Origin of the sequence: Halovivax asiaticus JCM 14624, from assembly GCF_000337515.1 — an archaeon.
GTDB lineage: Archaea > Halobacteriota > Halobacteria > Halobacteriales > Natrialbaceae > Halovivax > Halovivax asiaticus.
In genome coordinates, this window is the sequence record NZ_AOIQ01000010.1 from 1 (window position 1) to 26,519 (window position 26,519).

Consider the following 26,519-nt stretch of genomic DNA (forward strand, 5'->3'; position numbering starts at 1 on the left):
GTCAGCGCGATCGTCGGGTTCTCCTCGCCTTCGATCCCCGACGGCGACTTCCCCTCCCAGTGCGTCGTCATGCCCTTGAACAGGATCTCCGTGTCCGGCTCGATCTCGACGGCACCGCCCCCACTGTCGTCGTTGTTGTCGTCAGAGCTATCGTCGTCACCGTCGCTACTTCCACAGCCTGCCAGAGTGACAGCAGCGAGCGACGCACCAGACGCCTTCAGTACCGTCCGTCGGTTTGTAGCATCGTACATAGGTTCTCCATCAGCAGATTGGTATCGAAACCCGTTCAAAAGTGGGGGCGATTCCCGGCCAGTGGGAGTGGGGCGAATATGTTCGAATTCGTGACCGTATTGCCGATGTGGTGTGGGACCATCGGGCAGCTTGCCGTTATTCGTCACCGGCCGAAACGGCTGACGGCTGCCCGGGCTCATCGTCTGGCCCTTCCGGGTCGTCGATGTACTTCTCTCGCCACGTACCGCGGCTGAACCAGGCGACCCCGACGAGTGCGCCGACGACGTTCCCCAGAGCCATGCCGATCCAGATGCCGGTCGCACCGAGGCCGAACGCACTGATCGTGATCCCGACGACGGGAACCGTCACCGACCAGTTGAACGCGAGGACGAAGACGCTGACGACCCGACCGATCCAGAGGGTGAGCATCGAGATGACCATCGCGGTCCGCGTGTTCCCCGCCCCGCGGAACCCGCCGAGAATTACCTGCGAGACGCCGATGAAGGCAAACTCCACGGTCCGGGTACGGACGTACTCCACACCCAGCCCCTCCACGATCGCGGCGTTTTCCACGTCGGGGCCGATGAACACCGAGACGATCGGTTCCGTAAACGCCAGTGCGACGACCGCAACGAGGAGCATCACGCCGGCGCCGGTCGAGGCCGCGAGCCTGACGGCGCGTGCCGCTCGGTCGGCCCGATCTGCCCCCAGGTTCTGCCCGACCATCGTGTCGATCGCCCGGCCGAGCCCCATCGCTGGGAGGAAGACGAGCGAGATGAGCCGATTCCCGAGCCCGAAGGCCGTCACGACCGGCGGGGCGAACGTCACGATCATCGCCGTCAGCGTGATCATCGCCATCGCCGACATGGCCTGCTCGATCATGCTGGGCGTCCCCAGTCGAACGATGTCGCGAATCACGTCGAGATTGGGAACGAGGTGACTCGTCTCGATATCGGGCCCGCGTGAGGTGGCAAAGAGGACGTAGACGCCGACCGCCGTCGCGACGGCACGCGCACCGATCGTCGCGAGGGCCGCCCCTTCGATCCCCCAGCCGGTGAACCCGGTCAGCTCGTACAGTGTCGCTTCCAGCGCGAGGAAGTCGATCGTCCCGAGCACCGGGACACCTGCGAGCATCCCGAACAGCGGGTTGTCGGCGAACCCGAAGATCAAGAACGGGTCGGCGACGACGTTGACGACGACCGAGACGACCATCACGAGCATCGGCGTCCGGGTGTCGCCGTACCCCCGCATGAGCGCGGAGAAGACGAAGAAGCCACCGACGAGCGGAAGTCCGAGGAAAAAGACCTCCATGTAATCGGCGGCCAGCGGGATCACCGTCGCCTTTGTGTCCGGGTCGCTCGGCAGGATCGACAGCGCCGGGCGCGTGTAGAAGTACCCGACGATGGCGATCACAATCGAGAGGAGACTGACGAACGAGAGCGTCTGGCCCGCGACGAGCCCCGACGATCGATCCCCGCTTGCCCCGGTGTACTGGGCGACCAGAATCGCCCCGGCCGTCGTGAACCCACCGGCGATCGCGATCATGAGAAAGATCAACGGAAACGCCAGGCTGATCGCGCCGACGGACTCCGTCGAGAGCCGACCGAGCCACAGCGTGTCGGCGACGTTGTAGGTAACCTGCAACAGCTGGATGACGACGATCGGCCACGCGAGGTGAAAGAGCGGCTTGACGAGACTCCCCTCGGTGATCGAGGATGATGCCGGATTCGAACCCCCGGCACCAGCGTCGGCGTCCGGGCCGGCAGCCGCTCCGGCAACTCCGTTTGCCGCGTCCGCCGGCGCTTCGTCGGACGGGCCAGCCGACCGGCTATCGGCTGGTGCCGGGTGACCGTCGTCCGGACTCGCGTCCGCAGACTCGGGACGGTCGGATGGAGCGTCGGTCGGGTCGGGGTCGTCTGAGTCGGTCATCGTCTCACGTGAGGGCGGTCGTCGATCGGCTCACAGGGGACCCGCTGCAGGGCGGTGGTGCGGCGAGTCGGGCCGATGGTCGGCGGGCGCTGCGATCGTCTCGATCAGGTGCAGTGGAGCGCAGACCGAGCGACAGGAGACGGACTGGCTGTCGAGACAGCCCACCTGACGGCAGGTACCGAACCCCGTGATAGCGGGATCGGTGCGTACGTACCGGACACTGCCGTCGCCCGCCCATCAATTTTGTGAAATACGCGCGTCCGCGAGAGGCCGGCCGGACGTGCCGTTCCGAACCGGTTGGTTGCATTCAGGACCGTCGTTGGACTTCGTGGCGGCCGAATCCGTAGCGAAGTCGGTTCGCGAGTCTGCGGGAAAACCGACCCTCGTCCGCGCGGGAACCGAACCGCTCGGCGAGTGCCGTATAGATCAGCGGGACCGGAACCTCCTGTTCGAGACCCTCCTGGACGGTCCACGTCCCCGTCGAACCGCCCTCGATCCGGTCGGCGACGTCACCGAGCGCCGTCCCTTCCTCGCGGAACGCCTCCTCGCAGAGTTCGAGCAGCCACGAGCGGATGACCGCCCCGTTGTTCCAGACGCCGGCGACCGCTTCGAGGTCCAGGTCGTATCGACCCTCGTGGAGCAGTTCGAATCCCTCGCCGTAGGCCTGCATGAGTGCGTACTCGACGCCGTTGTGGACCATCTTGACGTAGTGTCCCGCCCCCGACGGCCCCATCCGCGCGTGGCCGTCGGGTCCCGTCGCGACGGCGTCGAAGACGGGTTCGAGTGCCTCGTACGCCCACGCCGGCCCACCGACCATCAGCGAAAAGCCGAGTTCGGCGCCGGCCGGGCCACCGGACGTGCCACAGTCGAGGTAGGCCGCGGGGCAGGCCTCGGCTCGCCGGACGGAGTCCTCGTAGTACGAGTTCCCGCCGTCGACGACCACGTCGTCGCCGTCGAGGTGCGATTCGAGGTCGTCGAGCGCGGCGTCGACGGCTGGCCCTGCAGGCACCATCAACCAGACACAGGACGGGCCGTCCGTCGCCGCGAGTTGTGTCGCCAGGTCGGCCACCGAGTCGGCCGGCTCCGCACCGGCGTCGGCCGCCGCGGCGACGGCGTCTTCGTCCAGATCGAACGCGACCACGTCGTGACCGGCGTCGAGACAGCGGTCCGCGACGATCTGGCCCATCCGTCCGAGCCCAATCAGTCCCAGTTGCATGGCGCTCACTCGATGCGCCGCTGTCGTGAGCGTTGCGGTTTCCCGAGTCGACGAGCGCTTCAGTAAGCGGCCTCTTCGAGGCGCGCCCAACCGACCGCGTCCAGCACGACGATCCGGTCACCCCACCGAACGTACACCCCGTTGTACTCGCCGTCGTCACCGTCGTAGTACGGAACCGTCTCGCGAAGGGTGTCGACGACGCTCCAGGCGCTCTCGTCGGTGAACGTCACTTCCGCCCACGACGCCGCGTCGTCGCTGGCGACGGCACGCTCGATCGCGCGGGTGGCGCCCGGAATCTCCTGCAGCCGATGAGACGTACTGTCGACGACCGTCGCCGTCTGTGGGACCTCCTCGACGATGCGTGCTCCGATACTGGCCTGGACGTGCGCTCGCGAGTGCCTTCGACCAACACGAAGCGCGAATCCGACGAGGGCTGCCGCGCCGACGACCAGCGCCGACAACCCGAGTGTCCTGCCACGGCCCATCATGCACCTACCTGAAATCGAACGGGTAAGTATCTTTCGCGGAAGATTTCAGAAGTGAGAACAGGTGCGTCGCGTCTCGAAAACGGGCGGGACCGGCGGTATCTCGAATCAAGCCAGGAGAAAATGGCTGGCCAGCAACAGGTTAAATGCCACCAGCTTACGATAGATCGACACTGGAATGGGAGGAGGAAAGACACCGGCTCGACGGCAGGATTGGCGATAAACCGCGCACCTAGAACAGCGTGACAGCGTTCGTTGTGATCGCGCCGGCGACAAGCAACAGAGCGACCGAGACGAGCGCCGCGGCGCGGAACAGGAAGAGGCTGTCACGGGCCGGTTCGCGAAGTTGCTTCGCGTCGAGGCCGGTCTCGAAGCGACTCGCTGCGATCTCGACGAGTGCGGTCAGGACGAGCCACAGAAACGTCATGAGCAACACCAGTTGACCGTTCGTCGTCGAGGTCAGGCTCTCACTCGTGTAGATTCGACCGGCAAGGTGGCCGCCGGTCAGCAACAACACGAGCGAGCTCGCTCGGGAGAGACGCTTGAGCGTCCGCAGCAGTGTGTGGAGCGGATCGGTCGTCGTGAACACGCCGTCGCGGGCGGCCGGGACCACCGACAGCGCGACGTAACAGACGCTGCCGGCCCAGATCGCCGCGACGAGAAGGTGGGTCATCCGCGCGAGAACGAGGTCGATCATACTCGAACGACGTGACGACACGCAGTTGAACGTTCCGATGCATCCGACCGGTCGGGACAACCGGACGGTCCTCCCGAAACACCCAACCCGCGACCCGCCGATCCGTTACTCGTCGATCCAGGACGGGAGTCGACGTCTGACGAGCGCGTAGCCGACCGAGCAGAGCAGGCCGAGGCCGACCAGTGGCCGAACGGGGCCATCGAAGACGACGAGGGCAGGAATCGCGAGGATGGCCCCGAGCGCGGCGTCTTCGGGCGCACCATCGTAGCGAATCCACCGCCTGGGGCGGATCCACCGGCCGTGCCAGTGATCGAAGACGGCGCGCTCGATCGGATTCGTCCAAGGGTCGAACCCGGCCCCGCCGCCGATGACGTCCGTCATCGCGTGAAACCAGGCGACGGTCAAAAACGCCGCGAGACCCACGACGGCCGGAGTCGAGACGACCGCCGCCCCGATCATCGCCGCGGCGGCCGGGGCGGCTCCCAGGACCGGGAAGTGAAACGTTCGACGGTGGACGAAGAACAGATCGAGATCCGGCGCGATACCGCCGACGATTGCCCCCGCCGCCAGTGGCGCCGCGACGTCGGGGACGACGACGGCGACCGGCGCCACGAGTGCGAGTCCGACGAGTGCGTGCGTCGTCGCCATCATGCGGTGTGCCCCATCATGTAGCGGTTCCCTCGCGAGTCGTGTGTGTCATGCAGGGTTCCTCTCGCGAGTCCAGCATACGCGGTCCATTCACGGGAGCGACGAATCGGGAACGATCGGAATCGGGCGGTTCCAGATCGGTCGGGCGGCCGGATTACAGATTTTCGCCCTGGTAAGAACCGTCGTAGACGTCCTCGTGCTCGGCCTCGGCGAGGACGAACTGGGCGATTCGGGCGCCGCGTTCGAGTTCGATGTCGTGGTGCACCTGCAACAGTCCCTCGCCGCGCCCTTCGTACCCGGCGTCCCAGACGGCCGTGTTGAGCATGCAGGAGTTGCGCATGAGCGACGAGCGCGGGTAGACGAAGCCGACGTGTCCCTCGGGGACGCTGATCTGCTCGGCGTAACGCGCGACGTAGGTTCCCTCGGGGAGGTAGAACGTCGCAGGGGCCTTCTCGTCGAGTTCTTCGAGGGGACGGGCGACCCGGTCACCGATCTCTTTCCCGTCGCGCGTGATGCGACCCGGTTCGAGCTGTTCGAAGACGACGTCGAGCGTGAGGTCGACCCCGTTCGGCTGTTCCTGTTCGTCCGTCGTCGGCGTGACGTGATCGGCCACGAACGCGCCCGAGCGGTACATGAAAGGACCAGGCGCCGGTATCGCCAAAAGCGTATCGCGTTCGGAGCGCGATGGCGTCGGTCAACACGGGCCACCGTCCCACGCCCCGTCGCGAGATCCGGGTATCCGACGGTTTCGGGACCGTGAGTCCGTCGAAGGTACCGGTTACGGCGGACATTTCGAGGAATCGGGCGGTTCCGACCGGCACGACGCCCGTTTCGCCACCGGGTTGACGAGCGCCGCCGCCGGCCGTCGCTCACCAGTCCGCCGGGTCGAACTCCTGGAGGGCGGTAAGCACGTCGGCAGCCGAACCGTCGGCGACGGCCCCTCGTGCGCGCTCGACCGCCGCCGAAAGGGTCGAAGCGTCGTCGCGAGCATAGATTCGCACGCCCGCGTTGAGTGCGACGGCGTCGGCGACGACACCGTCGCGAGCGCCGGAGACGACGTCACGGGTGACGCGTGCGGCGGTCGCCGCGAGATCGGCTCCGGTGACTTCCGCACCGGCTTCCACGCCGAACGATGCCGTCTCGATCTCGAAGACGTCGACTGCATCGTCGTCCGCGCCGTCGGGGTTCTCACCCTCCTGACCGTCGGGCCACGCCGCAATCCGGGTCGTTCCGGCACGGACGTCGTCGGACCCCTCCTGGCCCTGTACCATCACGACTCGATCGACGTCGACCGTCCGGCTCTCGCGGAGCGTCGCGACCACCTTCTCGGCGAACGGCCGGTGGAAGAAGCTCCCGACGTGGACGGCGGCGGCCGCCGGGTTCGCCAGCGTCTCGATCGTGTTGAGGAACGTCCGCACACCGAGCGCCGCCCGACGCTCGGAGAGGGCGTGAACGCCCGGATTGAATCGAGGGGCATAATAGAAGCCGAACCCGACCGCGTCCACCATCGCGGCGCTTTCGGCCGGTTCGAGGTCGGTCCGAACGCCGAGTTCGTCCAAGACGTGACGAGCGGTCACCCCGTACGTCGTCGGGAGCCGGTCCGCGCTGTGGACCGCGACCGGCGTGCCGGCCGCCGCCGCGACGACGCCGCTCGCGACGCCCAGCGGCGCGGTGTCGGCCTTCCCGTCGTAATTCGCGCCGATATCGACGGGGTCGGCGTCCGGTTCGGCGGTCTCGACCGATACCGTTCGCATCGCGTCGAGAAACCCGGCGAGTTCGACCGGCGTGTTGCGCTTCCACCGGTTCGCCGTCCAGAATCCGCCCAGCGCGACCGGATCGGGGTCGCCGGTCAGGATGCGTTCCATGGCCTCCCGCGCCTGGTCGTATCGCATATCCGACGCCGACCGGGGACCGGACCCGACGACCTCGCTCATCAGCCGATCGAGCGGCCAGTCGTCGGTCATCGCGATCCCCCGTCCGAACGCAGGCGCCCGGCGGTGCCGTCGGCGCACTCGCGAGCCGGCACGGACTGCGACGCATCGATCACCCGTTCGCGAACGTCGACCACGTCGCCGACCACGGTCACGGCCGGCGGTTCGATACCCACATCGACGGCCCGCTCGACGATCGTCGACAGGGTCCCGGTGAGCGTGTACTCCGCGTCCCACGTCGCCTTCTCGACCATCGCGACCGGCGTGTCGGCTGCCACCTCGTGGTCACGGAGGGTCGCGACGGTCTCGGGCAAGCGCCCGACGCCCATGAGAACGACGAGCGTCCCACCCGCGGCGACGGTGTCGGCCAGCGCCGCCCAGTCGAGGGCGCTCTCGGCTTTGGTCGGGTCCTCGTGGCCGGTGACGACCGTCAGGCAGGAGGCGTGATCGCGGTGCGTGACGGGAATGCCCGCGACGGCCGGCGCGGTGACGGCGCTCGTCAACCCGGGGACGACCTCGACGTCGACGCCGGCGGCCGCGAGGAACTCGGCCTCCTCGCCCCCGCGGCCGAAGACGTACGGATCGCCGCCCTTCAGCCGCACCACGTCGCGACCGCCCCGCGTCGCTCGGACCAACAGTCGATTGATCTCGGCCTGGGTGAGTCGCCCCCCGTTCGAGTTCGGCCGCTTTCCCACGTCGACGATCTCGGCCGAGTCCGGGCAGGTACCGAGGAGCTCCGGCGTCACCAGTGCGTCGTGGAGGATCACGTCCGCCTCGTCGAGGCGGCGGCGCGCCTTCACCGTCAACAGGTTGGGATCGCCCGGCCCGGCGCCGACCAGCGCCACCGATCCCGCGGCGCCGCTCATCGGTCGTCACCCCGGGATGACGAGCGGTCGACGTCGTCTGAAGTGGCGTCATCCCAGTTTGGAGCGTCGGCTCCCTCGACCGGAGCGCCGTCGACGACCGACTCACGCGCCCGCTCCAGAACCATCGAGCAGGGTTCGTGACAGGGAAACGATCCGTTCACTCGCGGAACATCGACGGCCTCCCCGTCGTCGTACTCCCAGCGCCGACGCTTCAAACACGCGTCGTCAACACAGCACGTGCGGACGACGGCGTCGACGGCCGACCGGTCGAGCGCGGCGACCCGGTCGTAGATGCCCGTCTGGCGGTCGGCGGTCGCCCGGAAGTTGGTGACGTCGAGCGACCCCTCGCGCTCGCGGGCCCAGTCGGCGATCGTCGCCGGATAGACGGTCTCGACGGCGCGGACGAGCGTCGCCCCGTCGAGTCCGGGGCAGTACCAGCCGGTCGGGAGCGTCGGGGCCGATCGAAGCGGGCGGAACTCGCCCTGCTCGTCGACGCGGACGCGGTCGCGAAGGTCGCGCAGCCGATCGAGTCTGTCGAGCGCGGCAGGGGTCGCTCCACGATCGGCTTCGTGGCGCAGTTCGTACGTTCGGGAGCCGTCGGCCAGCGTCGACCCAGCGACCTGCAGTTCGCCCCACGTGCGCATCACTCGCCCGCCCGATCGCGTCCGGCGTGCGTTCGCCGTCGCTCGCGGTTTCTCCGGATCCGAAGCGGATGGGGGCGACCGGCGAGACGCGGCCCCCGCTTCAGTGCCCCTACGCCCGGCCTCGATCCACCGCAGGAACGTCCGTCCGGACCGGGTCGTCGGTTCTCGGGCGGCAGCCCGAAAACCGAGAGCACCGTCCGCCGTCGAATCGCGACGATTCATCTCCGACGAGTCGCGGCGTCCGTTCGCCGACGAGGCGTGGCGATCGGTCGACGGCGCGAGGGCACGGTCGGATCCGTTATCCGTACCGGCGGCTGCCTCACTCGCTCGCTCGACGATCACGTCCGCGAGACGAGGGTCGGTCCCGACTGGACCGGCATACCAGACGCGGCGGCCGTCGACATCGGTCGGAACTGCATAGTCGCCGGATCCCTCGGCCAGACCCGCAGCGGCCGGAACATCCGCCCGGACGTGTCGGCCCTCGGCGACGAACAGCGGGACCAGCACCACCTCGTCGGTCGCGAAGTGATCGGTCAGGGTACCGACCGAGGGCGACTCGTCCAGGTAGAGCGCTCGCACCTCGTCGAACCGGTCCCAGTCCCGGATTCGCGCCGCATGCGCGCGGGCCGCCGCCGCGCTGTTCTCGTTGCGTTCGGTGCCGTGAGCGACGATCGCGAGGCCGAGGTCGTCACCGAGGTGACGGTCGCCCGCGACGCGGCCGGCCCGTTCGACGATGACGTCGGTCACCGCGTCGTGCGTCCCGACGGGCGACGCGTACCTGACGGTGCCGTCCACGTCCGGGGTCGACTGCCCCCCCAGGCCGAGTTCTCGGGGGATCACTTCCTTCGTGAAGTACCCCGCCGCGATGAACAACGGGACGACGATCGCGTTGTCGGTCTCGACGGTCCGCAGGACCGACCGCGGCGACGGCGCTTCCTTCCAGAGGGCCGTTCGAACGTCGGCGAAGACGTCGCGATCGCGGAGGGTGTCGGCGTGCGCGTAGACGGGAGTCGCCGATCGAGCGTCGTGGTGCGAGCCGTGCCCGACGATCACGAGCGTCGTCGACGCGAGCGGCGCGGACGAACCGACCCGCCGTCCCGAGACGCCCTCAGGCATCGTCCTCCCGCCGTTCGGCGAGGTGTTCCCAGATTTCCGTACAGCCGCTCCCGACGGGAACGTCGCGGAGGTGGGCGGCATCGGCCGCCCGCTCGTCGCGTTCACCGCCCGTTCGTTCGTCGCGTTCCTCGCCTGCCCGCTCGTCGTCCGGCTGCAGGTCGCATTCTCCGTCCCTCAGTTCGTCGGAATCGATCGTCCGTCCGGCGCGGTCCGCCGACGCATCCGTCCCGTCCGACGGGTCCCCTCCGTCCGTTTCGTCCACGCACGAGTCGGCCGTCGAACCCGTCTTCGGACTCGGCTCGTCCGTCATGGCCGATCACCGTGGTGGTTCGCGTCGTCGAACGCCGATTGCAGCAGTCGTGTCGTGCAGGCTCGGGGTGTCGGCATGGGCGAGCCGTCGCGTCGACCGTCTATAGCAGGTCTCACCGCGTCACGTCTGTCCGGCGAACCGACACCGGGTCGATTATTGCCGCCACCCGCGACGGACCGGGCAGACCGTTCGAGGAGGAAACCGAAGAAAATCGGGCATCCATGCCGGATTGGTTGTGAATCGGCGCAGGGACGGTTCGGAATCGAAGCCAGCGCGCGAGGGACGCGACGGTTTCCGTTCGTTCCGAGTGTCACCGGTGGGCGCCCCGGACGGGCGTCCGAGGCCCGACCGGGCGAAACGCCGCCGATCGGTGCGAAGCAGCCGGATGTTTCGGATCCTGGACGCGGACGACGCGCCCGGTAACGGGCGACCGGTCGACGCGAACGGAGCGAATACGTCGGCAAGCGTTGCCACCGTTTCGAACCCCTGTCAGTTCGTGCCTGGACGCCCAGCTACATCCACCGGGGTGTCGATTGACCGCCCACGATGACTCACCCACGAGCGATCGAGTCCGTGACCGCAGTACCGTCCGATCGGCGACCGACGTCGGTTTCCGGGGTGATTCGGCCGTGAACGCCGTCGAGGCGTACAAGCGGGAGAAGCACCCGCTCGACGTGATCGCAGACGTGCGGGAGTACGCCGCGGACGGGTTGTCGTTCGCGGAGATCGAGGAGCGCGCGGGCGACGGCGAGTGGGAGCGGCTGAAGTGGGCCGGCATGTACGCCCACGGCAAGCAGGACGACTACTTCATGCTGCGGACGAAAGCGCCCGGCGGGTTCCTCACCCCTGAACAGGCCGAAGTGATCGGCGAAGTCGCCGACGAGTTCGCGACCGCACCCGAGGCGTTCGGCGGCGCCGAGCAAAACGAGTTGTGGGGCGACGCCTTCCTGGACCTGACCACTCGCCAGGACGTCCAGATGCACTGGATCGAGATCGAAGACGTCCCCGAGATCTGGGATCGATACGACGCGGTCGGGCTCACGACCGTGCAGGGCTGTGGCGACTCCGCACGGAACGTGCTGGGCTGTCCCGCAGCCGGGCTGGACGACCACGAGTGCTTCGACGCCCAGCCGGTCGTCGACGCTGTGACTGACTTCTTCACCGAAAATCGCGAGTACGCCAACCTTCCGCGGAAGTTCAAGCTGACCATCACGGGGTGTGCCCACGACTGCGCCCAGTCCCAGATCAACGACGTGGGGCTGACACCGGCCCAGAAGGACCTCGACGGGGAGCCTTACTACGGCTTCCACGCCCGCGTCGGCGGCGGCCTCTCGGACGGGCCGCGCATGGCCTCGGAACTCGACGTGTTCGTCCGCCCAAAGGACGCCGTCGAGTTCTGCCGCGCCGTCGCCCAGACGTTCAAAGAACTCGGCGACCGCGAGAACCGTGGCGTCTGCCGGATGCGTTACCTCGTCGAACAGCTGGGGCCCGATGCGTTCGAGGAAGCGGTCCGGGACCGGTGTTCGGCCGACCTCCGCGAGCGCGGCGAAGACCTCACCGAGGGGTACGTCGGCGATCACGTCGGCGTCCACGACCAGAAGCAAGCGGGGCTCACGTACGTCGGCTTCAACGTGGTCGGCGGGCGGATGGGCGGCGACGAGTTCGCGGCCGCCGCCCGCGCTGCGCGAAAGTACGGCACCGACGAGGCCTCGGTCAGACTCGCGACCGACCAGAACTTCCTCATCACGCACGTCCCCGCAGAGAACGTCGACGACCTGCTCGCCGAGCCGTTCGCGGCGGACTACCAGCCGAACCCCGGTCCGTTCTCACGGGGGGCGGTCGGCTGCACGGGCAACGAATTCTGTAACTACGCCATCATCGAGACCAAAAAGCGCACGAAACGCTGGGCGCGCGAACTCGACGCTCGTATCGAGACGCCGCCGGGCCTCGACGTCGTGCGGCTGCACATGTCGGGCTGCTCGGCCTCCTGCGCCCAGCCCCAGATCGCGGATATCGGCCTTCGGGGGGAGACGGTGGCGGTGGACGCCGATGCGCTCGATCGCGATGTGACCGCGAACGACGAGGGGGACGCCCTCGTCGAGGGGATGGACATCGGCCTCGGCGGGGCGCTCGGCGGCGACAACGCCTTTCTCGACTGGGTCGAGACGGCCGTTCCCGCCGACGCCGTCGTGCCGGCGCTCGAAGCGCTCTTCGCGGTGTACGTCGCCGAGCGGGCGGGCGGCGAGCGGTTCTACGAGTGGACTCGCCGGACCGATAACGACCGCCTGCGAGCGCTCATGCGCCGGGCCGACGCGCCGGTTTCCCGCGGGGTGGCACACGATGACTGACGACGAGTCGGGGCTCCGGACCGACGGCGGTGCGCGACCGACCAACGTGGACGAGTCGGGCAGTCTCGGCGACGTCGAGTTCACCGAGCCCGCGGTCGGGCAGAGCCAGGACGTGGACAGTCCGGACGCGGATCCGACCGTCAGACCCGGGGTCCCCAACGGGGTGGAACTCGAGACGCCGAGCTACGCCATCCGGGCGGAGATGAACGACATCGAGACGCCCGAGGATAAGACGTGGTTCATGGAGCTCGACGAGGCCGTCATCGAGGCGGATCGCTGCATCCAGTGTGGGACCTGCGTCGCGGCCTGCCCGTCCGATTCCATCGGGGTCGGTGACGACGGCAAACCGGAACTCGTGAAGATGTGCACCGGCTGTTCGCTGTGCTGGGACTTCTGTCCGCGGGGCGGGCTGCGCTACGAGCGCCAGTGGAAGATCACGGGCGGCGACGACAACGTCTCGGGTGCCGGCGATCCGATCACTGAGTTCTCAGCGCGGGTCACCGAGGACTGGCGCCGCGGCGCACAGGACGGCGGCGTCGTCACGTCGATCCTGTCACACCTGCTCGCCGCGGGCGAGATCGACGGCGCGCTCGTCGCCACGGAGTCCGACGAGAATCCCTGGAAGGCCGAATCCTTCCTGGCGACGACCCGCGAGGAGCTGATCGAGAGCGCCGGGTCGTTCTACAACCAGACGATGGCGCTGGGCAACCTCGACCTCTCGCAGTGGGAACACAAGCTGCCCGACGAAGAGCCGGAGGACCTCAGCCTCGCCGTCGTCGGCACGCCCTGCGAGATCGAGGGGATCCGCGCACTGCAGGACTTCGACTGGGACCTGCAGGCCCAGGAGGCCGGCCTCCGGGCCGTCGAGTACCGCATCGCCCTGATGTGTACGAAGAACTTCAACTACCAGCGGCTTCTCGGCGAGGAACTCGAATCGAAGCGGGGAATCTCGCCCGATGAGATCGGGAAGATGGACGTCATCGAGGGAGAGATGCGCGTTTACGACGACGAGCTCGATCTCCTCCTGGCGGAAGACGTTGCGGACTTCCACGACGCCACGCTGAAGGGCTGTGACGAGTGCGCCGACTTCACCGGCTACACGGCGGACCTCACGGTCGGCTCCGTCGGCTCGTCCGACGCGTTCTCCTCCGTCATCGTCCGCACCGAACGCGGCCTGCAGGCGTGGGAGCTCGCCGAACCCGACCTCGAGTACCACGATCTCGAGGACCGAAGCGCCATCGGCAAGCTCCAGAGCTGGGACAAGAAGAAAGCGTTCGACTCGCTCGAACGCCCCTTCGATCCCGACGCGCCGCGGTTCATCGACTACACCGACCACGCCGACTGGTACGACACTGAACTGAATCCCCACGAAGCGGGCCACTGACACCCGGGCGGATCACCCGGCGACGATTCGGGTCGGGCACCGCTCGACGACTCGACTCGATCGCCGTTCGTCGGGTCGGGTCGATCGGCCGCCGCCCCACCGCGTTCGGCGGGCGACGACGGCGTATTCCGACCGGTATCGATGCGGAAAGATCACTCCCGATACCGCACGGCCACCGTCATTCTTGCGTTCGAGCAGCCGTTTCGCGGGTTCGTCACCGTTCGTGCAATATTCGCGCGATCATCCGTGCATCATCCAGATTCGGCGGGCGCAGAGCGTAGAAACACGCTGGTTTTATCAGGGCTGATAGTGGATTTGGAGACGCTATGGGACAAACACTTACCGAGAAGATTCTCGAGGATCACCTCGTCGAGGGCGACCTCGAAACTGGCGAGGAGATCGGCATCGAGATCGATCAGGTCCTCACACAGGACACGACGGGAACGATGGTCTGGCTGCAGTTCGAGGCGATGGGGCTGGACGAAGTCCAGACCGAGATCGCCGCCCAGTACTGTGACCACCAGACCTACCAGTTCGACTTCAAGAACACGGACGACCACCGCTTCCTGCGCTCCGCTGCCGGCACCTACGGCGCTCACTTCTCTCGCCCCGGCAACGGTATCTGCCACAACGTCCACCGCGAGAACTTCGCCGCCCCCGGCAAGACGCTACTGGGTTCCGACTCGCACACGCCGACCCCCGGCGGTCTCGGCGAACTCGCCATCGGTGCCGGCGGGATCGACGTCACGGTCGCCATGGGCGGCGCGCCGTACTACATCGAGATGCCCGAAGTCGTCAACGTCCGCCTCGAGGGCGAACTGCCCGACTGGGCGACCGCGAAGGACGTCATCCTCGAACTTCTGCGACGCCTCACCGTGAAGGGCGGCGTTGGCAAGATTCTTGAGTACACGGGGCCGGGCGTCGAGACGCTCACCGCCCCCGAGCGGATGACGATCACGAACATGGGCACCGAACTCGGTGCGACCTCCTCGATCTTCCCGACCGACGAACAGACCGAGGACTACTTAGAACGCGTCGGCCGCGGCGGCGAGTACGTCCCGCTCCAGCCGGACGACGACGCCGAGTACGACGACGAGATCGTCGTCGACCTCTCGGACCTCGAACCGCTGATCGCACAGCCGTCGATGCCGGACAAGGTCGTCCCCGTCAGCGAGGTCGCTGGCACCGACGTCGACCAGGTCATCGTCGGCTCCTGTACGAACGGCGCCTACGAGGACGTCCTCCCGGCCGCGAAGATGCTCGAGGGACGTGAGGTCAACAAGAAGACCGAGATGATCGTCGCCCCGGGCTCGAAGCAGGCCTCCGAACTGCTCGCCCGCCAGGGCTGGGTCGCCGAGATGATGGCCGCCGGCGTCAACTTCTCCGAGGCGACCTGTGGCGCTTGCATCGGCATCGGCCACGTCCCGGCTTCCAACTCCGTCTCGCTGCGCACCTTCAACCGCAACTTCGAGGGGCGCTCAGGCATCGAGGACGACAACGTCTACCTCTGCTCGCCGGAAGTCGCCGCCGCTGCCGCGCTCAAGGGCGAAATTATCGATCCGCGGGACCTGTCCGACGAGCTCGGCGACTTGGAGGCGCCCGGCTTCGAGCTCGCCGAAGAGTACAACGCCTCGAAGGCCGACCTCATCACCCCCGACGAGGCCGTCGACGACGAGCTCGTCAAGGGCCCGAACATCGGCGAGGTACCACTGCGCGAGGGCATCGACGAGGACATCGAGGGTGAGGTCCTGCTCAAGATGGACGACAACATCACGACGGACCACATCATCCCCGCGACGCAGGACATCCTGATGTACCGCTCGAACATCGACAAGCTCTCGGAGTTCACACTCAGCCGCGTCGACGAGACCTTCGCCGACCGCGCGGCCGAGGCCGACGGCGGCGTCCTGCTCGCCGGCGAGAACTACGGCCAGGGCTCCTCCCGCGAACACGCCGCGATGTGTCCGATGCACCTGGGCGTCGAGGCCGTCCTCGCCCAGAGCTTCGCCCGGATCCACCGCGCGAATCTCTTCAACTTCGGCATCGTCCCGCTCGTCATCGACGAGGACGCCTACGACGGCATCGACCAGGGCGACGAGGTCGAAATCGTCGAGGACGTCGAGACCGGCGTCTCCGAAGGGCGCTCCGAGTTCACCGTGACGGTCAACGGCGACGAGGAGTACACCGCGACGCTCGACGCCTCTCAGCGCGAACGCGACATTCTCGCCGCTGGCGGCAAACTCTCCTGGACCAAGGCACAGGCGCAGTCCGGATCCGACGCACCGGCAGACGACTGACGCTTCCGACCTGTCGGATTTGTCTCTCTGTTTTTCGGCCGTCTGTCGGTTCACGCTCGGTCGATTCGTCGTTCGAGACGGTCACCGCGAGCCCGTCGGAAGCCGAATCGTGACGAGCGGCAGCGAGCCGTCGCTAGTTGCCTCCTCACCGGTGAGGAGAACGTCGAAAGCGCCGGTCACCGAGGTGTCATGGATGGAAGCGTCGCGCTCGCTGACGGTCGCCGTCACGCCTGCGCCCGTTCGAACAGTGGGTGGGCCGACCGACCCGCCGGGATCGGCCGACTCGGTCGAAACGGCAGCCTGATTCGCATCGGCAGCGACCGGCACGGACGGCTGATCGATGGCCGAGGACCGCTCGAACCGAACGAGAAGGCCCCCAGTCTGTCGAAATCCGGGAACGGAAACCTGTCTGCAGCGGATGTGTGCTCCCGATCGGCCGTCGATCACCCCGAGACCGATCGAGTTCGGGCGCGCCCGCCGAGAGAGGACGATTTCGTAGTCTCCAGCCGAGATCACGGCGATTCCCGCAGCGTCGAGCGAGAGCGATCGCCGGAGGGTTGCTGTCGTCTCCCCCGTTTCCGATCGGGCCTGAAACGTCACGGCGTCGGAGACGGGATCGAGCGGGTCTGCTGGCGAGATGGCGACAGTGTGAGCAGTGCCCGGGTCGAGCGCTGGGAGCGTGAGTGGCCGGGTGCCACACCGGGTCGTTCCCCCTCCGAGGCGACGAAATTGCAGCCCGTCGGCCCCAGACCGGAGGGAAACGGTCACCGACTCGGTCAGTCGATTCGCGATCGAAACAGTCGCTGGTGCCGATCGCGAACCCTCGGCGTCGAAGAGGGTGCCACTCGCCTCGACGCCGTCACCGTCCTCGACGAGCCCGAGATACGCGTCCGCATCGTCGGCGGTGGCGACCGACACCCGTCTGTCGATCTCGGTGGTGGACGAGCCGAGGGTTCCGGCCGCCAGTAGCGTCCCCGAACCGAGGATGGCGAGCGCCGCTGCGCGTCTCGTGTACGTCATCGGTGCTCCCGGTAATCAAATTCGACGCCGAGTCGATCCTCGTCGATTCCGAGGCGAGAGCGACGGGCGACGTACCGGTGTGCGAGTGCGAATACGCTGAACGAGACGACGACGAACACCGGGACTGCACGGGCTGGCAAGACGGTGAACGGAACCACCGAGAACGACGAGGCGACGAGGACGAGCACGGAGAGTGCCGCGAGTCCCAGATAGTAATCGCTCCACGGGAGTTCGCGGCCACGAACGACGTCCATGTAGATCTCGACGTTCTCGAGCGCCGCCGTCGGCTCGACCGTGCCACGGTCCCGATCGAAGTCGACGACACCCGACCGATCCAACTTCGGCAGGTGTGATTGCTGCAGTGCCGTGTAGACGCGTTTTCGATCCTTGCTCGAGACGTCTTCGAAGTCGAGTCCGTCTTCCTGCGCGGCGATCTCCTGAGAGATGGTCCCGATATCCAGGGTCGTTCCTTCGCGCAGGAGTGCGTTGAGGATGTGGCGTCGTCGACCGTTCGCCAACAACTCGAACAACTCGTCTTCCGTCAGTCGACGGCTCTCCGCCGGCGACGAGCCGCTCCTGTCGATCGTATCGTGTATCGTGCCCCCCATTCGGACGAAACCAACTATCGTCCATAAAATAAAAGTAACTATTAATATCATTCGAGTTTTGTACCCCCAGTATTATAGTAGCGGACGGTACGGTCTGATCGGCGATAACTCGGGGCGACGGATGGCGTCAGTTGACCACACACACATCGAAGCGTAGGGACGGCATCGTCGAAGGCTGTCAGTGACCGCGCTCAACGGTTCGTTGACCCCAGTCAATGTATCGCCCCAACCAATAATGGAAGAGAAACTATCAATTGACCAGTGATCAACGGGCCCCACATACTGCAGTGCGCCTCGTATTCGAGGGGTTGAGGAACCCACTCGAGTGGTTGACCGTCGGTCAATGCCGACCGGAGTCGAGTCCACTACCGTATTACAATACCCGTCTCACGGGTGGGTCGACTCGTCCCGGAAGGGGCGATACCAACTATGCAACGACGTAAATTCGTAATCGGGATGGGAGCACTGGCATCGGGCGCCGCTGCGATGGTCGGAACCGGCGCGTTCACCTCTGTGACGGCCGCTCGAGATATCGACGTCGCGGTTGCGGACGACGCATCCGCCTACCTGCGATTGAAGGGCACTGATTCACACTACGTCACCGACGACGGCGATGGTGGCACGCTCGCGCTCGACCTCAGCGGCGATAATGCAACGCCATCGGGCGGCTCGGGTGTGAACCCGAACGCCGTGACCGAGTTCGGTTCTCTGTTCGAGATTGCAAATCAGGGGACCCAGCCGGTCACCGTCGAGGTGACGAAATCCGGCCAGCACCCGGATGCAGTCGCGTTCGAGGACGGAAACGGCGACGCACTCGCCGACGGCATCGAGCTCGCCGTCGGTGAGAGCGCCGACATCAGCCTCGTCGTCGACACGACGGACAATGCGATCGACGTCGACGAACAACTGGTCGACTCGGTCGTGTTCCACGCGGTCGATAACTAGGACGATGGAACGACGAACATTCGTCCTGAGTGCCGGTGCGATCGTCGGCGGTGGCGGCCTCGCACTCGGCACCGGGGCGTTCGACAGCGTCGAGGCCGAACGGGACGTCAGCATTACGGTCGCGGACGACGCCGACGGCTACCTGAGTATCCGGCCACACGACGGTCCTAACGGCGCGTACGCGACGATGGACGACGGCGAGCTGGCAGTAGAATTGACCGACGACAACGGCGCCGTCGCCGGCGACGGCGTCAATGCGAACGCTCTGACGGGGGTCGCGAACCTGTTCACGATCCAGAATCAGGGGACGAACGAGGTCGAACTCGCCGTCTCGCCGCTCACGTTCCTCGATGTATCCGGAAGCATCTTCCCGCCGAGCATCGACGGCGTTCTGGGCGTCTTGCTCGTCCCACAGAGCGGCAGTTGGAGTGTCGATCCCGACCGCGGGGTGCTCTCGATCACCGACCTCGCCCCAGGCGAGGAGACCGACTTCAGCCTCGCGGCCGTCGCGTTCCCGGAGAGCGCGATCGACGAAGTGGAAATCGACGACGAACTCCTGATCACTGCGGAGGCCTGACGATGGATACTGCACCGACACTCGCCGACTACGAGGAACTGGCCGACGTCGAGATCGACCTGAGCGACACCGATCTCGACAGGGAAACGATCGACGCGGAACTGGAGCGGCTCTTCGACGCCTAATCGAGGATAATCGTTCGCGGGTGGCTACCGCCCGTCGTCGGTCCAGCGGGCGTCTCGGCCGGCCGCGAAATCTTCGTGAATAGCGCCAACTCGACCGATCAGAGCAGTCGGTGGAAAAATCGACCGACGATGTTCCTGTCCGGAACCGATCCCTGCCGATTCCGGACGTGGTCGCTATTGGGCCAACCGTAACCGAGGTCGGCAGTCCCTTCCTCCGTAAGAACAATAGAAGGTAGAAATAAATGTTTCAAAATAGCATACCGTAATAGATGGGAATAGGCCGAGCGGGTCGGGGATTGGCGGTGGGAGCCGGAGTCGTCGTATGCCTCCTGATAGTCGGCCAAGTACTCGGATACCCGATCCTGCTCGGATTCGTCGAGACGGGGAGCATGGAACCGGAGATTCCCGCTGGAGATGGGTTCGTCGCGATACCGACGGCCGTCAGTGACGACCCGGAGCCGGGCGACGTCGTGGTCTTCGACGCACGTGATATCCAGGGCGGTGGGCTGACCACCCACCGGATCGTCGACGAAACCGGGGCTGGCTACGTCACACGCGGTGACGCGAATCCGTTTACCGATCAGGACGGTGGCGAACCACCGGTCACCGACGAGCAAATTCACGCGACGGCCTGGCAGGTCGACGGGCAGGTCGTGACGATTCCACATCTGGGTACGGTCAGCGCGACGATCAGCCGGTGGGTCGACGGGGTGAACGGTGCCGCCACGGGCGCGCTGGGTGTCCGAAACGGTGTGGGGTCGAGCGGCGGCGCGGCGGTGCTGTTCGTCCTCTCGGTGCTGTGGTACGGCGTCGAGACCCTTCGTGACCGACGCCGCACGACCACACAGTCTCGCTTCGCGTCCGACGAATCTTCCCCGATCGATCCACGATATCTCTGTGCCGGGTTCGCGCTCCTCGTAGTCGTCGCAGGCGCCGGAGCTATGATCGTTCCCGGCGGCACACAGCACTACGACCTCGTCAGTGCCGAGTTCGATTCCGACGACCCGACGGTCGTCAGGCAGGGAACGACCGCGGAGACGACCTACCGGGTCGAAAACGACGGACTCGTCCCCGTCGTCGCGTACGTCGACGGCGGCGATCACGTGCAGGCCGGATCCGAACGGGTGACGGTTGGCCCACGCTCCGCGACCGACGTGGCGCTCGCGATCAGCGCCCCCGACCAGACGGGGTACTACCCGACCGCGGTGACCGAACAGCGGTATCTGCGTCTCCTTCCGAGCCCAGTCCTCGACGCCCTCCACGGGGTGCATCCCGTGGTCGCACAGCTTGCAATCCTCGCCACGCTCGGCGGTGGAACGTACGGACTCGCCCGCGTCCTCTGGCGACGCGTAGACGCCAGCCCACGTGCGGGAGGACAGGCCCGAACCGAGCGTTCGCGACGGCGACCGAACCGACGGTGACTACAATGGAACACGATCCGATCCCACACGAGACTGATTCGACCGACGACCGGCGGCTTCGATTCCGTGCGTTTCTCGCCGAGTACCGACCGATACTGGTCGTGGCGCTGCTCGCCACCGCCGCGATGGGCGGCTGGTTCTGCTACGGTGCCTACGCGGCCCAGCCGGAGACGACAGAGGTACGGACGGACGAAGCCTGGTCGCTCTCCGGCGAGTTCCACCACAGCGCCGAGGTTACAGACTCCACGACGCTCTACGCCGCGGGAACGGTCCTGGAGGATCGACCGCGGTACTTCACCGCCGTGACGCCGACGACCGACGGCGAGTACGCCGTCACCTACGACGCGCCCGACGGGACGGCCGACGTCGACATCTCGATCGATCGATACGTCCAGGCGGTCGAGGGGAACACGGTGTACTGGGAGTCGGCCGAACCGGTCGCGTCGACGACACAGACCGACGTCGAACCGGGTGAGACTGTCACCATCGACCTGGACGTTCCCGTCTCCGACGTCGTCGACCGTATCGAAACGATCCAGGCCGAACTCGGCGCGCGACCCGGCGAGAACAGCGTATTCCTGCAGGCCACCGTCTCGGTCGACGGATCGATCGCGGGCGCCGAGCGCTCGACCAGTGAGACGCATCGGATCCCCATGACCATCGACGGCGGAACGTACGGGTTCGACGACGAGACCATAACGGAACCGTATCGGGACGCCGAAACCGTCACGGTGAGCGAGTCAGCCGGCCCAATCGAGTCGGTCGGTGGACCGCTTTTCCTGCTCGCCGGATTGGGCGGACTCGGCGGGGTTGCCGTCGCGACCCGACGGTATCACGCACTCACAACCGCCGAACGCGAGTGGCTCGACTACCGCGCCGACGTCGACGAACACGGCGAACTGGTCACTCCCGCGAGCCTTCCCGCCGCCGTCACCGATCGGCCTCGCGCGTCGGTCGAATCACTCGCGCACCTGGCCCAGCTGGCGATCGACCTCAGGACCGGGCTCCACTACGACCCACTCGAACGGACGTACCTCGTCGTGGCCGACGAGATCCTCTACAGTTACGAGCCACCGAGGCCGCCGCAGCGCCACTCGTCGGGGACTGTCGACGGGAGTTCCGCCGCTGGCCCCGATCGAGCGAGCAAGACAGGCGAGATCGTTCTCACGAGCGACGAATCGAGTGCCGCCGGATCAGCTCCCGACGAACCGGGCGATGGCGTTTTCACGGCACGCAGCGATGGGACCGGCTCGAACACTGACGGACCGCCAGAGTCGTGAGGAGAGACGGAGACAAGAGAGAGAGAGAGTCGCGACCGATTGCGAGTCCGATACCTGTCCCCGTTAGCCGTCCACCACGAACTCCTCCGTCCGAGATTCGGTGAGTTCGATCTCCCGTTCGTCGGCGATATTGTCGAAGCCCGGGTCGGCCACGTCGGGGGACCACACCTGGATCGTGATGTCCCCGACGAGTTCGGCGCCGCTCTCGCCGAGGCCATCATACTGGAAGTAACCGTCCGCGTTCGTCTCCCGAGGGGCCGAACCCCAGCACGACGAGCCATCGGGTGAACAACTCCAGACGCAGGCGTGGGCGCCTTCCACCGGGTTTCCACTCGCGTCCACGACGCGTACGTCGAGGACGTGCGCTTGGGGGAGTTCGACGTCGCCGAGATCGACCACGCCGTCGATGTCTACGAGGTCGAAGTGGTAGATGTCCGGCATCCCATCTCGTTCCGGGGAGGTCGGATCGCCGTCTTGCTCCTGAATGTACCCGAGTGCGTAGGCTCCCGGGTTCTCGACCTCGGCGCTGAAGTACCCGCCGTGATCCGTGGTCGTGCGGTACTCCTTCGTCGGATGTTCGTTCGAGCGTCGCGGGCCCCGGATCTGTACTCGATCGCCAGTCGCCAGCTCGCCATCCGGGCCGGAAATCGTGCCGGTGATCGCGAGTTCGCCCGCTCCTCGATCGAGTACGAATTCCTCGGTCCGCGGTCCGTCGAGTTCGATCTGGCGTTGGGCTGCGTAATTACCCGGTTCGGGGTCGACACCCGGTTCCCAGACCTGAATTCGGACGGCACCATGTAGTTCGATCCCGGTGACGTCGAGATTCTCGTACTGGAAGTACCCATCAGCATTGGTCTGTTGTCCCCGTCCGATTTCCCAGGAATCACGGTGGAGGAAGTTGACGGGTGCACCCGCTATGGGCGTCCCAGCATCGTCGACGACGCGGACGTCAAGGACGTGGGCGTCCGGGAGTTCGATCGTTCCCAGTTCCAGGACTTCGTCTCCGACCTCAACCGGGTCGAGACTGTAGATGTCCGGCGAGCCGTCCCGTTCTGGCGTGTTCGTTTCCCGCTGCACCCGCTGATTATATCCCAGTGAGTATGTCCCCGGTTCGGTGAACATCGTGTGGAAGGCGCCGTTTTCGTCGGTGTACGTGGTATCGAACTCGGGTGACCCGTCTTGGGGACCGAGCACGTCGAGTTGGTCGTCCGCTCCTGGATCACCGTTCGCCGTGACGATCCGGCCCCTCATTCCCGGAACATCGCTACGTGGCTGTTCGGATGCTGTAAGATCGTGTTCGAAGTACCGGGCCCAATCTGCGGTATCTGGTATCGACTTGGTCCCAGCCCAGACGTCCGTCGTCTGGAACTCCCGCTGGACCACTGCGTGCCCTGCGACGACGACCTGCTCGAGACCGTCGTCGATACCGACGTCGGCGAATTCGATCGTATCAGTGGGACTGTCCGGTTGCGTTACCCGTTCGAATTGGTGTACGTGCGGGTTTCCGTTGTCGTTTCTGGGAATGTCGGAGTCGGCTGATCCAACGTGGAGGGACGCCTGGCTGATCGTCCACGGCGAATCACCGGTCTCGAACGCCACCGTCAGGTGACTCCCCTCCTGTGCGATCGAGACCGTTCCAACGAGCTCGTCCCGGGCGGTGTATAGCCTCGCAGCGTCTTCGTCGGTCGCCGAGTCGCCGTCCGAATCGGTCCCGTTCGGGTCGTTCGTAGGAATGTCGCCGAGACAACCAGCCAGCGTCGCGGTCGCTAGCGTAGCGAATCCAGAAGCAATCGTCGACCGCCTGCTGAAGTGTTTGGCCATAGGAACAGGTCCCTCATCAAGTGATACTCAAACAATAAATTCGTCTTGCATATAATAGTTTCCATCGGCACTATCCCGTCGTGATGCAACATTCTAATAAGGGCAATTGTGGGTTCAACTGGTCGCATTCGATGGCCCCATCACCGTAGTCGAGCATCAGAGCCGTGACGGTCACTCCGACCGTAATCGAATACCGATCTCGTCTGGGTCGGTGAACGCTATCCCTTCGCTGGTATCGGTGACGGCGATATCGGCCTCACGGAAGCGGTTCTTACTGCTCGCAAACGTTTCAGAGTCCGGGACGACGAACTCGAACCACTCGAGGCCCTGGCCACCGGCGGGTTCGGACCGACCGTTCCATGCGTTCACCCCGACGTGGTGGTGATAGTCGCCGATCGAGGTGAAGAGGGCGCCCTGTCCGGCCATCTGGACGCGCAGGCCGAGCATGTCGGCGTAGAACGAGCGCGCGGCGCCGAGGTCGGTCGTCTCGAGGTGGACGTGACCGATCGTCGTGTCCGCCGGTGCGTCGGCCGCCCCATCGGACGCCGCCGCGATAGTGTCGAGGTCGAGCGGGAGCGTTCGCATGCGGATCGACCCGTCGTCCGCTCGCGGCCACACCTCACGGGGTTTGTCCGCGTAGATCTCCACGCCGTTTCCCTCCGGATCGGTGAGGTACAGCGCCTCGCTCACGTCGTGATCGGAAGCGCCCTCGAGTTCCCCGGCCACTCGCACGCGTTCGAGTGCCGCACCGAGTGCGGCCCGGGAGGGAACGAGGAACGCGGTGTGGAACAGCCCCGCCTGCGCGGAACCTCTCGGCGTCGCCTCGGTATCTTCCTGCAGCACGAGCAGGGGCGTTCCGTCGACACCGAGTGCCACCTCGCGCTCCGAACGCGACAGGACGGAGAGGCCGACGACGGTCCGGTAGAAGTCGGTGAGTTCGTCGAGGTCGGCGACGCGGAGTGCGACGCGTCCGATACGTGCGGTGTCCGGAATGGGTGGTGTCTGTGGCATCTGAAGTCGTGGGTGAGTCAAGGGCAGTTTGTCCCAGGTGATGACGCATCACCACCGGCGGGGAACGTGGCTCGGGACGACCGCAGACGTGCGAGGGCGTCCGTACTGTCGTCCGACGAGTGCTGTCGTCCCTCTAGAAGGCCGCGACTGTGTAATACCTTCCCGGCCGCCCCCGTCACCAGGTCACACCGGTGTCACCTGCAGTCCGTCAGTGGCTGGCAGTAGTCGGGAGCCCTGCGAGACGGCCGCTCAGACCGTCGTGACGCTACCGAGTTCCGGAGCCCGGGCCGCGTAGCCGTCCTCGCGTAGGGCCGCGGCGAAGTGTTCACACCGGTCGCCGTGATTGACGAGAATCTCGGCGTCGTCGTAGGCGTCGAGAAAGTCCAGGAGGCCGTTACGGTCGGCGTGAGCCGAGAAGTCGTAGTGTTCGGCCTGTGCGCTGATCGGCATGAGTCGCCCGTCGATCTCGGCGCGACCGGTGTCGAGCAGTTCGCGGCCTGGCGTGCTCTCGACCTGATAGCCCGTGAACGCGATCGTGTTGACCGGGTGGTCCCGGATCTCGGGAACGTAGGTCATGGCCGGGCCGCCGTGGAGCATCCCGCTCGTCGTGACGATCACGGTATTCTGGGCGGCGATCCGCGTTCGTTGTCCGCGAGACGCACCGCGTCTCGCGCGGCCAGCAAGTGCTCCGCTCTTGCGCTGGCCGTCCCGGCCGTCGACGAACCGGGCGTTCGCGGTCGCTCGACGGAGGACGTCCGGGTCGCGCAAGAAGTCCCGGTTTCGCTCGCGGCCGAGCAGGTCGGCGACGCGCGTGCCCATCCCGTCCGCGTAACAATCGATGTCGTGTTCGGCGCAGATGGCCAGCACCTCCTGTGTTCGCCCGATGGCGAAGGCCGGAACGACCACTGTTCCACCTTCCCACAGCGTCGTCCGGAGGCGCTCGACGAACGCGGCCTCGATGTCGGCCCGGGGCGGGCGGGTGGTGTCGGCGTAGGTACTCTCGACGATCACCGCGTCGGCGTCCGGGCGGGCCGTCGATCCGGCGAGCAACTGCTGGTCCTCGGTGTTGAAATCCCCGGAGTAGAGCAACCGGGTCTCGCCGTCGTCGTCATCGGACTGCGTCCGATTGCTCGAGGGACTTCGTCCCTCGCTGACGAGCACGTGGGCGCTCCCGGGGACGTGGCCGGCGTCGTAAAACGTAACGTCGTAGCCGCCGGCATCGGTGCCGCCGAGGACGGGGAACGGCTCGCGATAGCCGTGCGTCTCCGAGACCTGCGTGAGACGAGCGATCTCGGCCTCCGTAAACGGACAGTCGTAGGTCCCACCGTGGAGGTTCAGGGTATCCCTCGCCAGCAAGAGCGCGAGATCGCGCGTCGGCGGCGTCCAGTGGACCGGTGGGCGAGCGTCGCCCGAGAGCAGCGAGGGGAGCGACCCGACGTGATCCAGATGGCCGTGGCTGACGACGACGGCGTCGGGATCTGGGTCGCGGATCGGGAACTGTGGCGGGTCGCCGGAGTCCATCCCGTAGTCGAGCAGCAGGCGATCGTCGACGAGGATGGCGCTCCGCCCGATCTCGCGCGCCCCGCCGAGAAACTCGACCTCCATCTGG

At 66.4% G+C, this 26,519-nt stretch carries 24 protein-coding genes and 1 pseudogene; 8 read left to right on the forward strand and 17 right to left on the reverse strand.

Features of this window, described 5'->3' with window-relative positions; genetic code table 11:
* From C479_RS05800 to C479_RS16370, 12 genes and pseudogenes are all read right to left on the reverse strand, one after another.
* Positions 1–251, reverse strand: a 251-nt coding sequence (locus C479_RS05800; protein WP_007699270.1) for a twin-arginine translocation signal domain-containing protein, incomplete at its 3' end; no start/stop codon positions are given.
* Between the two features lie 136 nt (positions 252–387).
* On the reverse strand, positions 388–2,160 hold the full coding sequence (locus C479_RS05805) for an MATE family efflux transporter (RefSeq protein WP_007699272.1): 1,773 nt from the start codon (positions 2,158–2,160) through the stop codon (positions 388–390).
* A 307-nt stretch (positions 2,161–2,467) separates the two neighbouring features.
* Complete coding sequence (gnd, locus tag C479_RS05810; protein ID WP_007699275.1) at positions 2,468–3,376, reverse strand: phosphogluconate dehydrogenase (NAD(+)-dependent, decarboxylating); 909 nt, start codon at positions 3,374–3,376, stop codon at positions 2,468–2,470.
* A gap of 59 nt (positions 3,377–3,435) precedes the next feature.
* On the reverse strand, positions 3,436–3,864 hold the full coding sequence (locus C479_RS05815) for a hypothetical protein (RefSeq protein ID WP_049907114.1): 429 nt from the start codon (positions 3,862–3,864) through the stop codon (positions 3,436–3,438).
* A 229-nt stretch (positions 3,865–4,093) separates the two neighbouring features.
* Positions 4,094–4,558, reverse strand: a complete 465-nt coding sequence (locus tag C479_RS05820) for a hypothetical protein (RefSeq protein WP_007699289.1) — start codon at positions 4,556–4,558, stop codon at positions 4,094–4,096.
* A 105-nt stretch (positions 4,559–4,663) separates the two neighbouring features.
* Entirely contained in the window at positions 4,664–5,209 is a 546-nt protein-coding gene (locus tag C479_RS05825; protein ID WP_193788367.1) for a metal-dependent hydrolase, read from the reverse strand.
* A gap of 151 nt (positions 5,210–5,360) precedes the next feature.
* Positions 5,361–5,840, reverse strand: coding sequence for a deoxyuridine 5'-triphosphate nucleotidohydrolase (locus tag C479_RS05830; protein WP_007699292.1), 480 nt, complete (start codon positions 5,838–5,840; stop codon positions 5,361–5,363).
* Between the two features lie 235 nt (positions 5,841–6,075).
* Positions 6,076–7,170, reverse strand: coding sequence for an anthranilate phosphoribosyltransferase (locus tag C479_RS05835; RefSeq protein ID WP_007699294.1), 1,095 nt, complete (start codon positions 7,168–7,170; stop codon positions 6,076–6,078).
* On the reverse strand, positions 7,167–8,003 hold the full coding sequence (cobA, locus tag C479_RS05840; RefSeq protein WP_007699296.1) for a uroporphyrinogen-III C-methyltransferase: 837 nt from the start codon (positions 8,001–8,003) through the stop codon (positions 7,167–7,169). Before cobA ends, C479_RS05835 begins: the two co-directional genes overlap by 4 nt.
* The gene (locus C479_RS17065; RefSeq protein ID WP_394295141.1) at positions 8,000–8,869 is read right to left on the reverse strand and encodes a DR2241 family protein; all 870 of its coding nucleotides are present in this window, start codon (positions 8,867–8,869) and stop codon (positions 8,000–8,002) included. Before C479_RS17065 ends, cobA begins: the two co-directional genes overlap by 4 nt.
* A gap of 75 nt (positions 8,870–8,944) precedes the next feature.
* A pseudogene (locus tag C479_RS17070) lies at positions 8,945–9,763 on the reverse strand (CbiX/SirB N-terminal domain-containing protein); the annotation flags it as partial.
* Positions 9,756–10,073, reverse strand: a complete 318-nt coding sequence (locus C479_RS16370) for a hypothetical protein (protein ID WP_007699302.1) — start codon at positions 10,071–10,073, stop codon at positions 9,756–9,758. The pseudogene C479_RS17070 and the gene C479_RS16370, both read right to left, overlap by 8 nt.
* 629 nt (positions 10,074–10,702) lie before the next feature.
* On the opposite strand from C479_RS16370, the gene C479_RS05855 reads away from it, so the two are divergent.
* From C479_RS05855 to C479_RS05865, 3 genes are all read left to right on the forward strand, one after another.
* Positions 10,703–12,421: a nitrite/sulfite reductase gene (locus tag C479_RS05855; protein ID WP_049907120.1), complete on the forward strand. Its 1,719-nt coding sequence runs from the start codon at positions 10,703–10,705 to the stop codon at positions 12,419–12,421.
* Positions 12,414–13,805 (forward strand): Coenzyme F420 hydrogenase/dehydrogenase, beta subunit C-terminal domain, encoded by a 1,392-nt coding sequence (locus tag C479_RS05860; protein WP_007699313.1) that lies wholly within the window; start codon positions 12,414–12,416, stop codon positions 13,803–13,805. The genes C479_RS05855 and C479_RS05860 overlap by 8 nt, the downstream gene beginning before the upstream one ends.
* A gap of 326 nt (positions 13,806–14,131) precedes the next feature.
* Positions 14,132–16,102, forward strand: coding sequence for an aconitate hydratase (locus tag C479_RS05865; RefSeq protein ID WP_007699315.1), 1,971 nt, complete (start codon positions 14,132–14,134; stop codon positions 16,100–16,102).
* Between the two features lie 81 nt (positions 16,103–16,183).
* Here the strand turns inward: C479_RS05865 and C479_RS05870 are convergent, their stop codons facing one another.
* On the reverse strand, positions 16,184–17,122 hold the full coding sequence (locus C479_RS05870) for a hypothetical protein (RefSeq protein WP_007699318.1): 939 nt from the start codon (positions 17,120–17,122) through the stop codon (positions 16,184–16,186).
* Positions 17,119–17,730: a DUF7344 domain-containing protein gene (locus C479_RS05875; protein ID WP_007699321.1), complete on the reverse strand. Its 612-nt coding sequence runs from the start codon at positions 17,728–17,730 to the stop codon at positions 17,119–17,121. Before C479_RS05875 ends, C479_RS05870 begins: the two co-directional genes overlap by 4 nt.
* Before the next feature lie 456 nt (positions 17,731–18,186).
* Here C479_RS05875 and C479_RS05880 point away from each other — a divergent pair, with 456 nt between their 5' ends.
* From C479_RS05880 to C479_RS05895, 5 genes are all read left to right on the forward strand, one after another.
* Positions 18,187–18,675, forward strand: coding sequence for a DUF1102 domain-containing protein (locus C479_RS05880; protein ID WP_007699324.1), 489 nt, complete (start codon positions 18,187–18,189; stop codon positions 18,673–18,675).
* A 4-nt stretch (positions 18,676–18,679) separates the two neighbouring features.
* Positions 18,680–19,252, forward strand: a complete 573-nt coding sequence (locus C479_RS05885; protein WP_007699326.1) for a hypothetical protein — start codon at positions 18,680–18,682, stop codon at positions 19,250–19,252.
* Between the two features lie 2 nt (positions 19,253–19,254).
* Complete coding sequence (locus C479_RS16890) at positions 19,255–19,377, forward strand: hypothetical protein (RefSeq protein ID WP_275039659.1); 123 nt, start codon at positions 19,255–19,257, stop codon at positions 19,375–19,377.
* A gap of 269 nt (positions 19,378–19,646) precedes the next feature.
* Positions 19,647–20,798 carry a S26 family signal peptidase gene (locus C479_RS05890; protein ID WP_083893822.1) on the forward strand — a complete coding sequence of 384 codons (1,152 nt, stop codon included), beginning with the start codon at positions 19,647–19,649 and terminating at the stop codon, positions 20,796–20,798.
* Positions 20,799–20,803: 5 nt separating this feature from the next.
* The gene (locus tag C479_RS05895; protein WP_007699332.1) at positions 20,804–22,078 is read left to right on the forward strand and encodes a DUF5305 domain-containing protein; all 1,275 of its coding nucleotides are present in this window, start codon (positions 20,804–20,806) and stop codon (positions 22,076–22,078) included.
* Between the two features lie 63 nt (positions 22,079–22,141).
* Here the strand turns inward: C479_RS05895 and C479_RS05900 are convergent, their stop codons facing one another.
* The 3 genes from C479_RS05900 to C479_RS05910 all read right to left on the reverse strand — a co-directional run bounded on the left by C479_RS05900 (position 22,142) and on the right by C479_RS05910 (position 26,515).
* Positions 22,142–23,899, reverse strand: coding sequence for a hypothetical protein (locus tag C479_RS05900; RefSeq protein WP_007699334.1), 1,758 nt, complete (start codon positions 23,897–23,899; stop codon positions 22,142–22,144).
* Positions 23,900–24,070: 171 nt separating this feature from the next.
* On the reverse strand, positions 24,071–24,910 hold the full coding sequence (locus C479_RS05905; protein ID WP_007699337.1) for a VOC family protein: 840 nt from the start codon (positions 24,908–24,910) through the stop codon (positions 24,071–24,073).
* 249 nt (positions 24,911–25,159) lie between these two features.
* Entirely contained in the window at positions 25,160–26,515 is a 1,356-nt protein-coding gene (locus tag C479_RS05910) for an MBL fold metallo-hydrolase (RefSeq protein ID WP_007699341.1), read from the reverse strand.
* Positions 26,516–26,519 lie beyond the last annotated feature (4 nt).

What these genes read in the sequence shown, in the direction of transcription:
- C479_RS05805 (WP_007699272.1), bottom strand. Translation starts at nt 2,160, where the DNA reads ATGACCGACTCAGACGACCCCGACCCGACCGACGCTCCATCCGACCGT.
- gnd (WP_007699275.1), bottom strand. Translation starts at nt 3,376, where the DNA reads ATGCAACTGGGACTGATTGGGCTCGGACGGATGGGCCAGATCGTCGCG.
- C479_RS05815 (WP_049907114.1), bottom strand. Translation starts at nt 3,864, where the DNA reads ATGATGGGCCGTGGCAGGACACTCGGGTTGTCGGCGCTGGTCGTCGGC.
- C479_RS05820 (WP_007699289.1), bottom strand. Translation starts at nt 4,558, where the DNA reads ATGATCGACCTCGTTCTCGCGCGGATGACCCACCTTCTCGTCGCGGCG.
- C479_RS05825 (WP_193788367.1), bottom strand. Translation starts at nt 5,209, where the DNA reads ATGATGGCGACGACGCACGCACTCGTCGGACTCGCACTCGTGGCGCCG.
- C479_RS05830 (WP_007699292.1), bottom strand. Translation starts at nt 5,840, where the DNA reads ATGTACCGCTCGGGCGCGTTCGTGGCCGATCACGTCACGCCGACGACG.
- C479_RS05835 (WP_007699294.1), bottom strand. Translation starts at nt 7,170, where the DNA reads ATGACCGACGACTGGCCGCTCGATCGGCTGATGAGCGAGGTCGTCGGG.
- cobA (WP_007699296.1), bottom strand. Translation starts at nt 8,003, where the DNA reads ATGAGCGGCGCCGCGGGATCGGTGGCGCTGGTCGGCGCCGGGCCGGGC.
- C479_RS17065 (WP_394295141.1), bottom strand. Translation starts at nt 8,869, where the DNA reads ATGAATCGTCGCGATTCGACGGCGGACGGTGCTCTCGGTTTTCGGGCT.
- C479_RS16370 (WP_007699302.1), bottom strand. Translation starts at nt 10,073, where the DNA reads ATGACGGACGAGCCGAGTCCGAAGACGGGTTCGACGGCCGACTCGTGC.
- C479_RS05860 (WP_007699313.1), top strand. Translation starts at nt 12,414, where the DNA reads ATGACTGACGACGAGTCGGGGCTCCGGACCGACGGCGGTGCGCGACCG.
- C479_RS05865 (WP_007699315.1), top strand. Translation starts at nt 14,132, where the DNA reads ATGGGACAAACACTTACCGAGAAGATTCTCGAGGATCACCTCGTCGAG.
- C479_RS05870 (WP_007699318.1), bottom strand. Translation starts at nt 17,122, where the DNA reads ATGACGTACACGAGACGCGCAGCGGCGCTCGCCATCCTCGGTTCGGGG.
- C479_RS05875 (WP_007699321.1), bottom strand. Translation starts at nt 17,730, where the DNA reads ATGGGGGGCACGATACACGATACGATCGACAGGAGCGGCTCGTCGCCG.
- C479_RS05880 (WP_007699324.1), top strand. Translation starts at nt 18,187, where the DNA reads ATGGGAGCACTGGCATCGGGCGCCGCTGCGATGGTCGGAACCGGCGCG.
- C479_RS05885 (WP_007699326.1), top strand. Translation starts at nt 18,680, where the DNA reads ATGGAACGACGAACATTCGTCCTGAGTGCCGGTGCGATCGTCGGCGGT.
- C479_RS16890 (WP_275039659.1), top strand. Translation starts at nt 19,255, where the DNA reads ATGGATACTGCACCGACACTCGCCGACTACGAGGAACTGGCCGACGTC.
- C479_RS05890 (WP_083893822.1), top strand. Translation starts at nt 19,647, where the DNA reads ATGGGAATAGGCCGAGCGGGTCGGGGATTGGCGGTGGGAGCCGGAGTC.
- C479_RS05895 (WP_007699332.1), top strand. Translation starts at nt 20,804, where the DNA reads ATGGAACACGATCCGATCCCACACGAGACTGATTCGACCGACGACCGG.
- C479_RS05900 (WP_007699334.1), bottom strand. Translation starts at nt 23,899, where the DNA reads ATGGCCAAACACTTCAGCAGGCGGTCGACGATTGCTTCTGGATTCGCT.
- C479_RS05905 (WP_007699337.1), bottom strand. Translation starts at nt 24,910, where the DNA reads ATGCCACAGACACCACCCATTCCGGACACCGCACGTATCGGACGCGTC.
- C479_RS05910 (WP_007699341.1), bottom strand. Translation starts at nt 26,515, where the DNA reads ATGGAGGTCGAGTTTCTCGGCGGGGCGCGCGAGATCGGGCGGAGCGCC.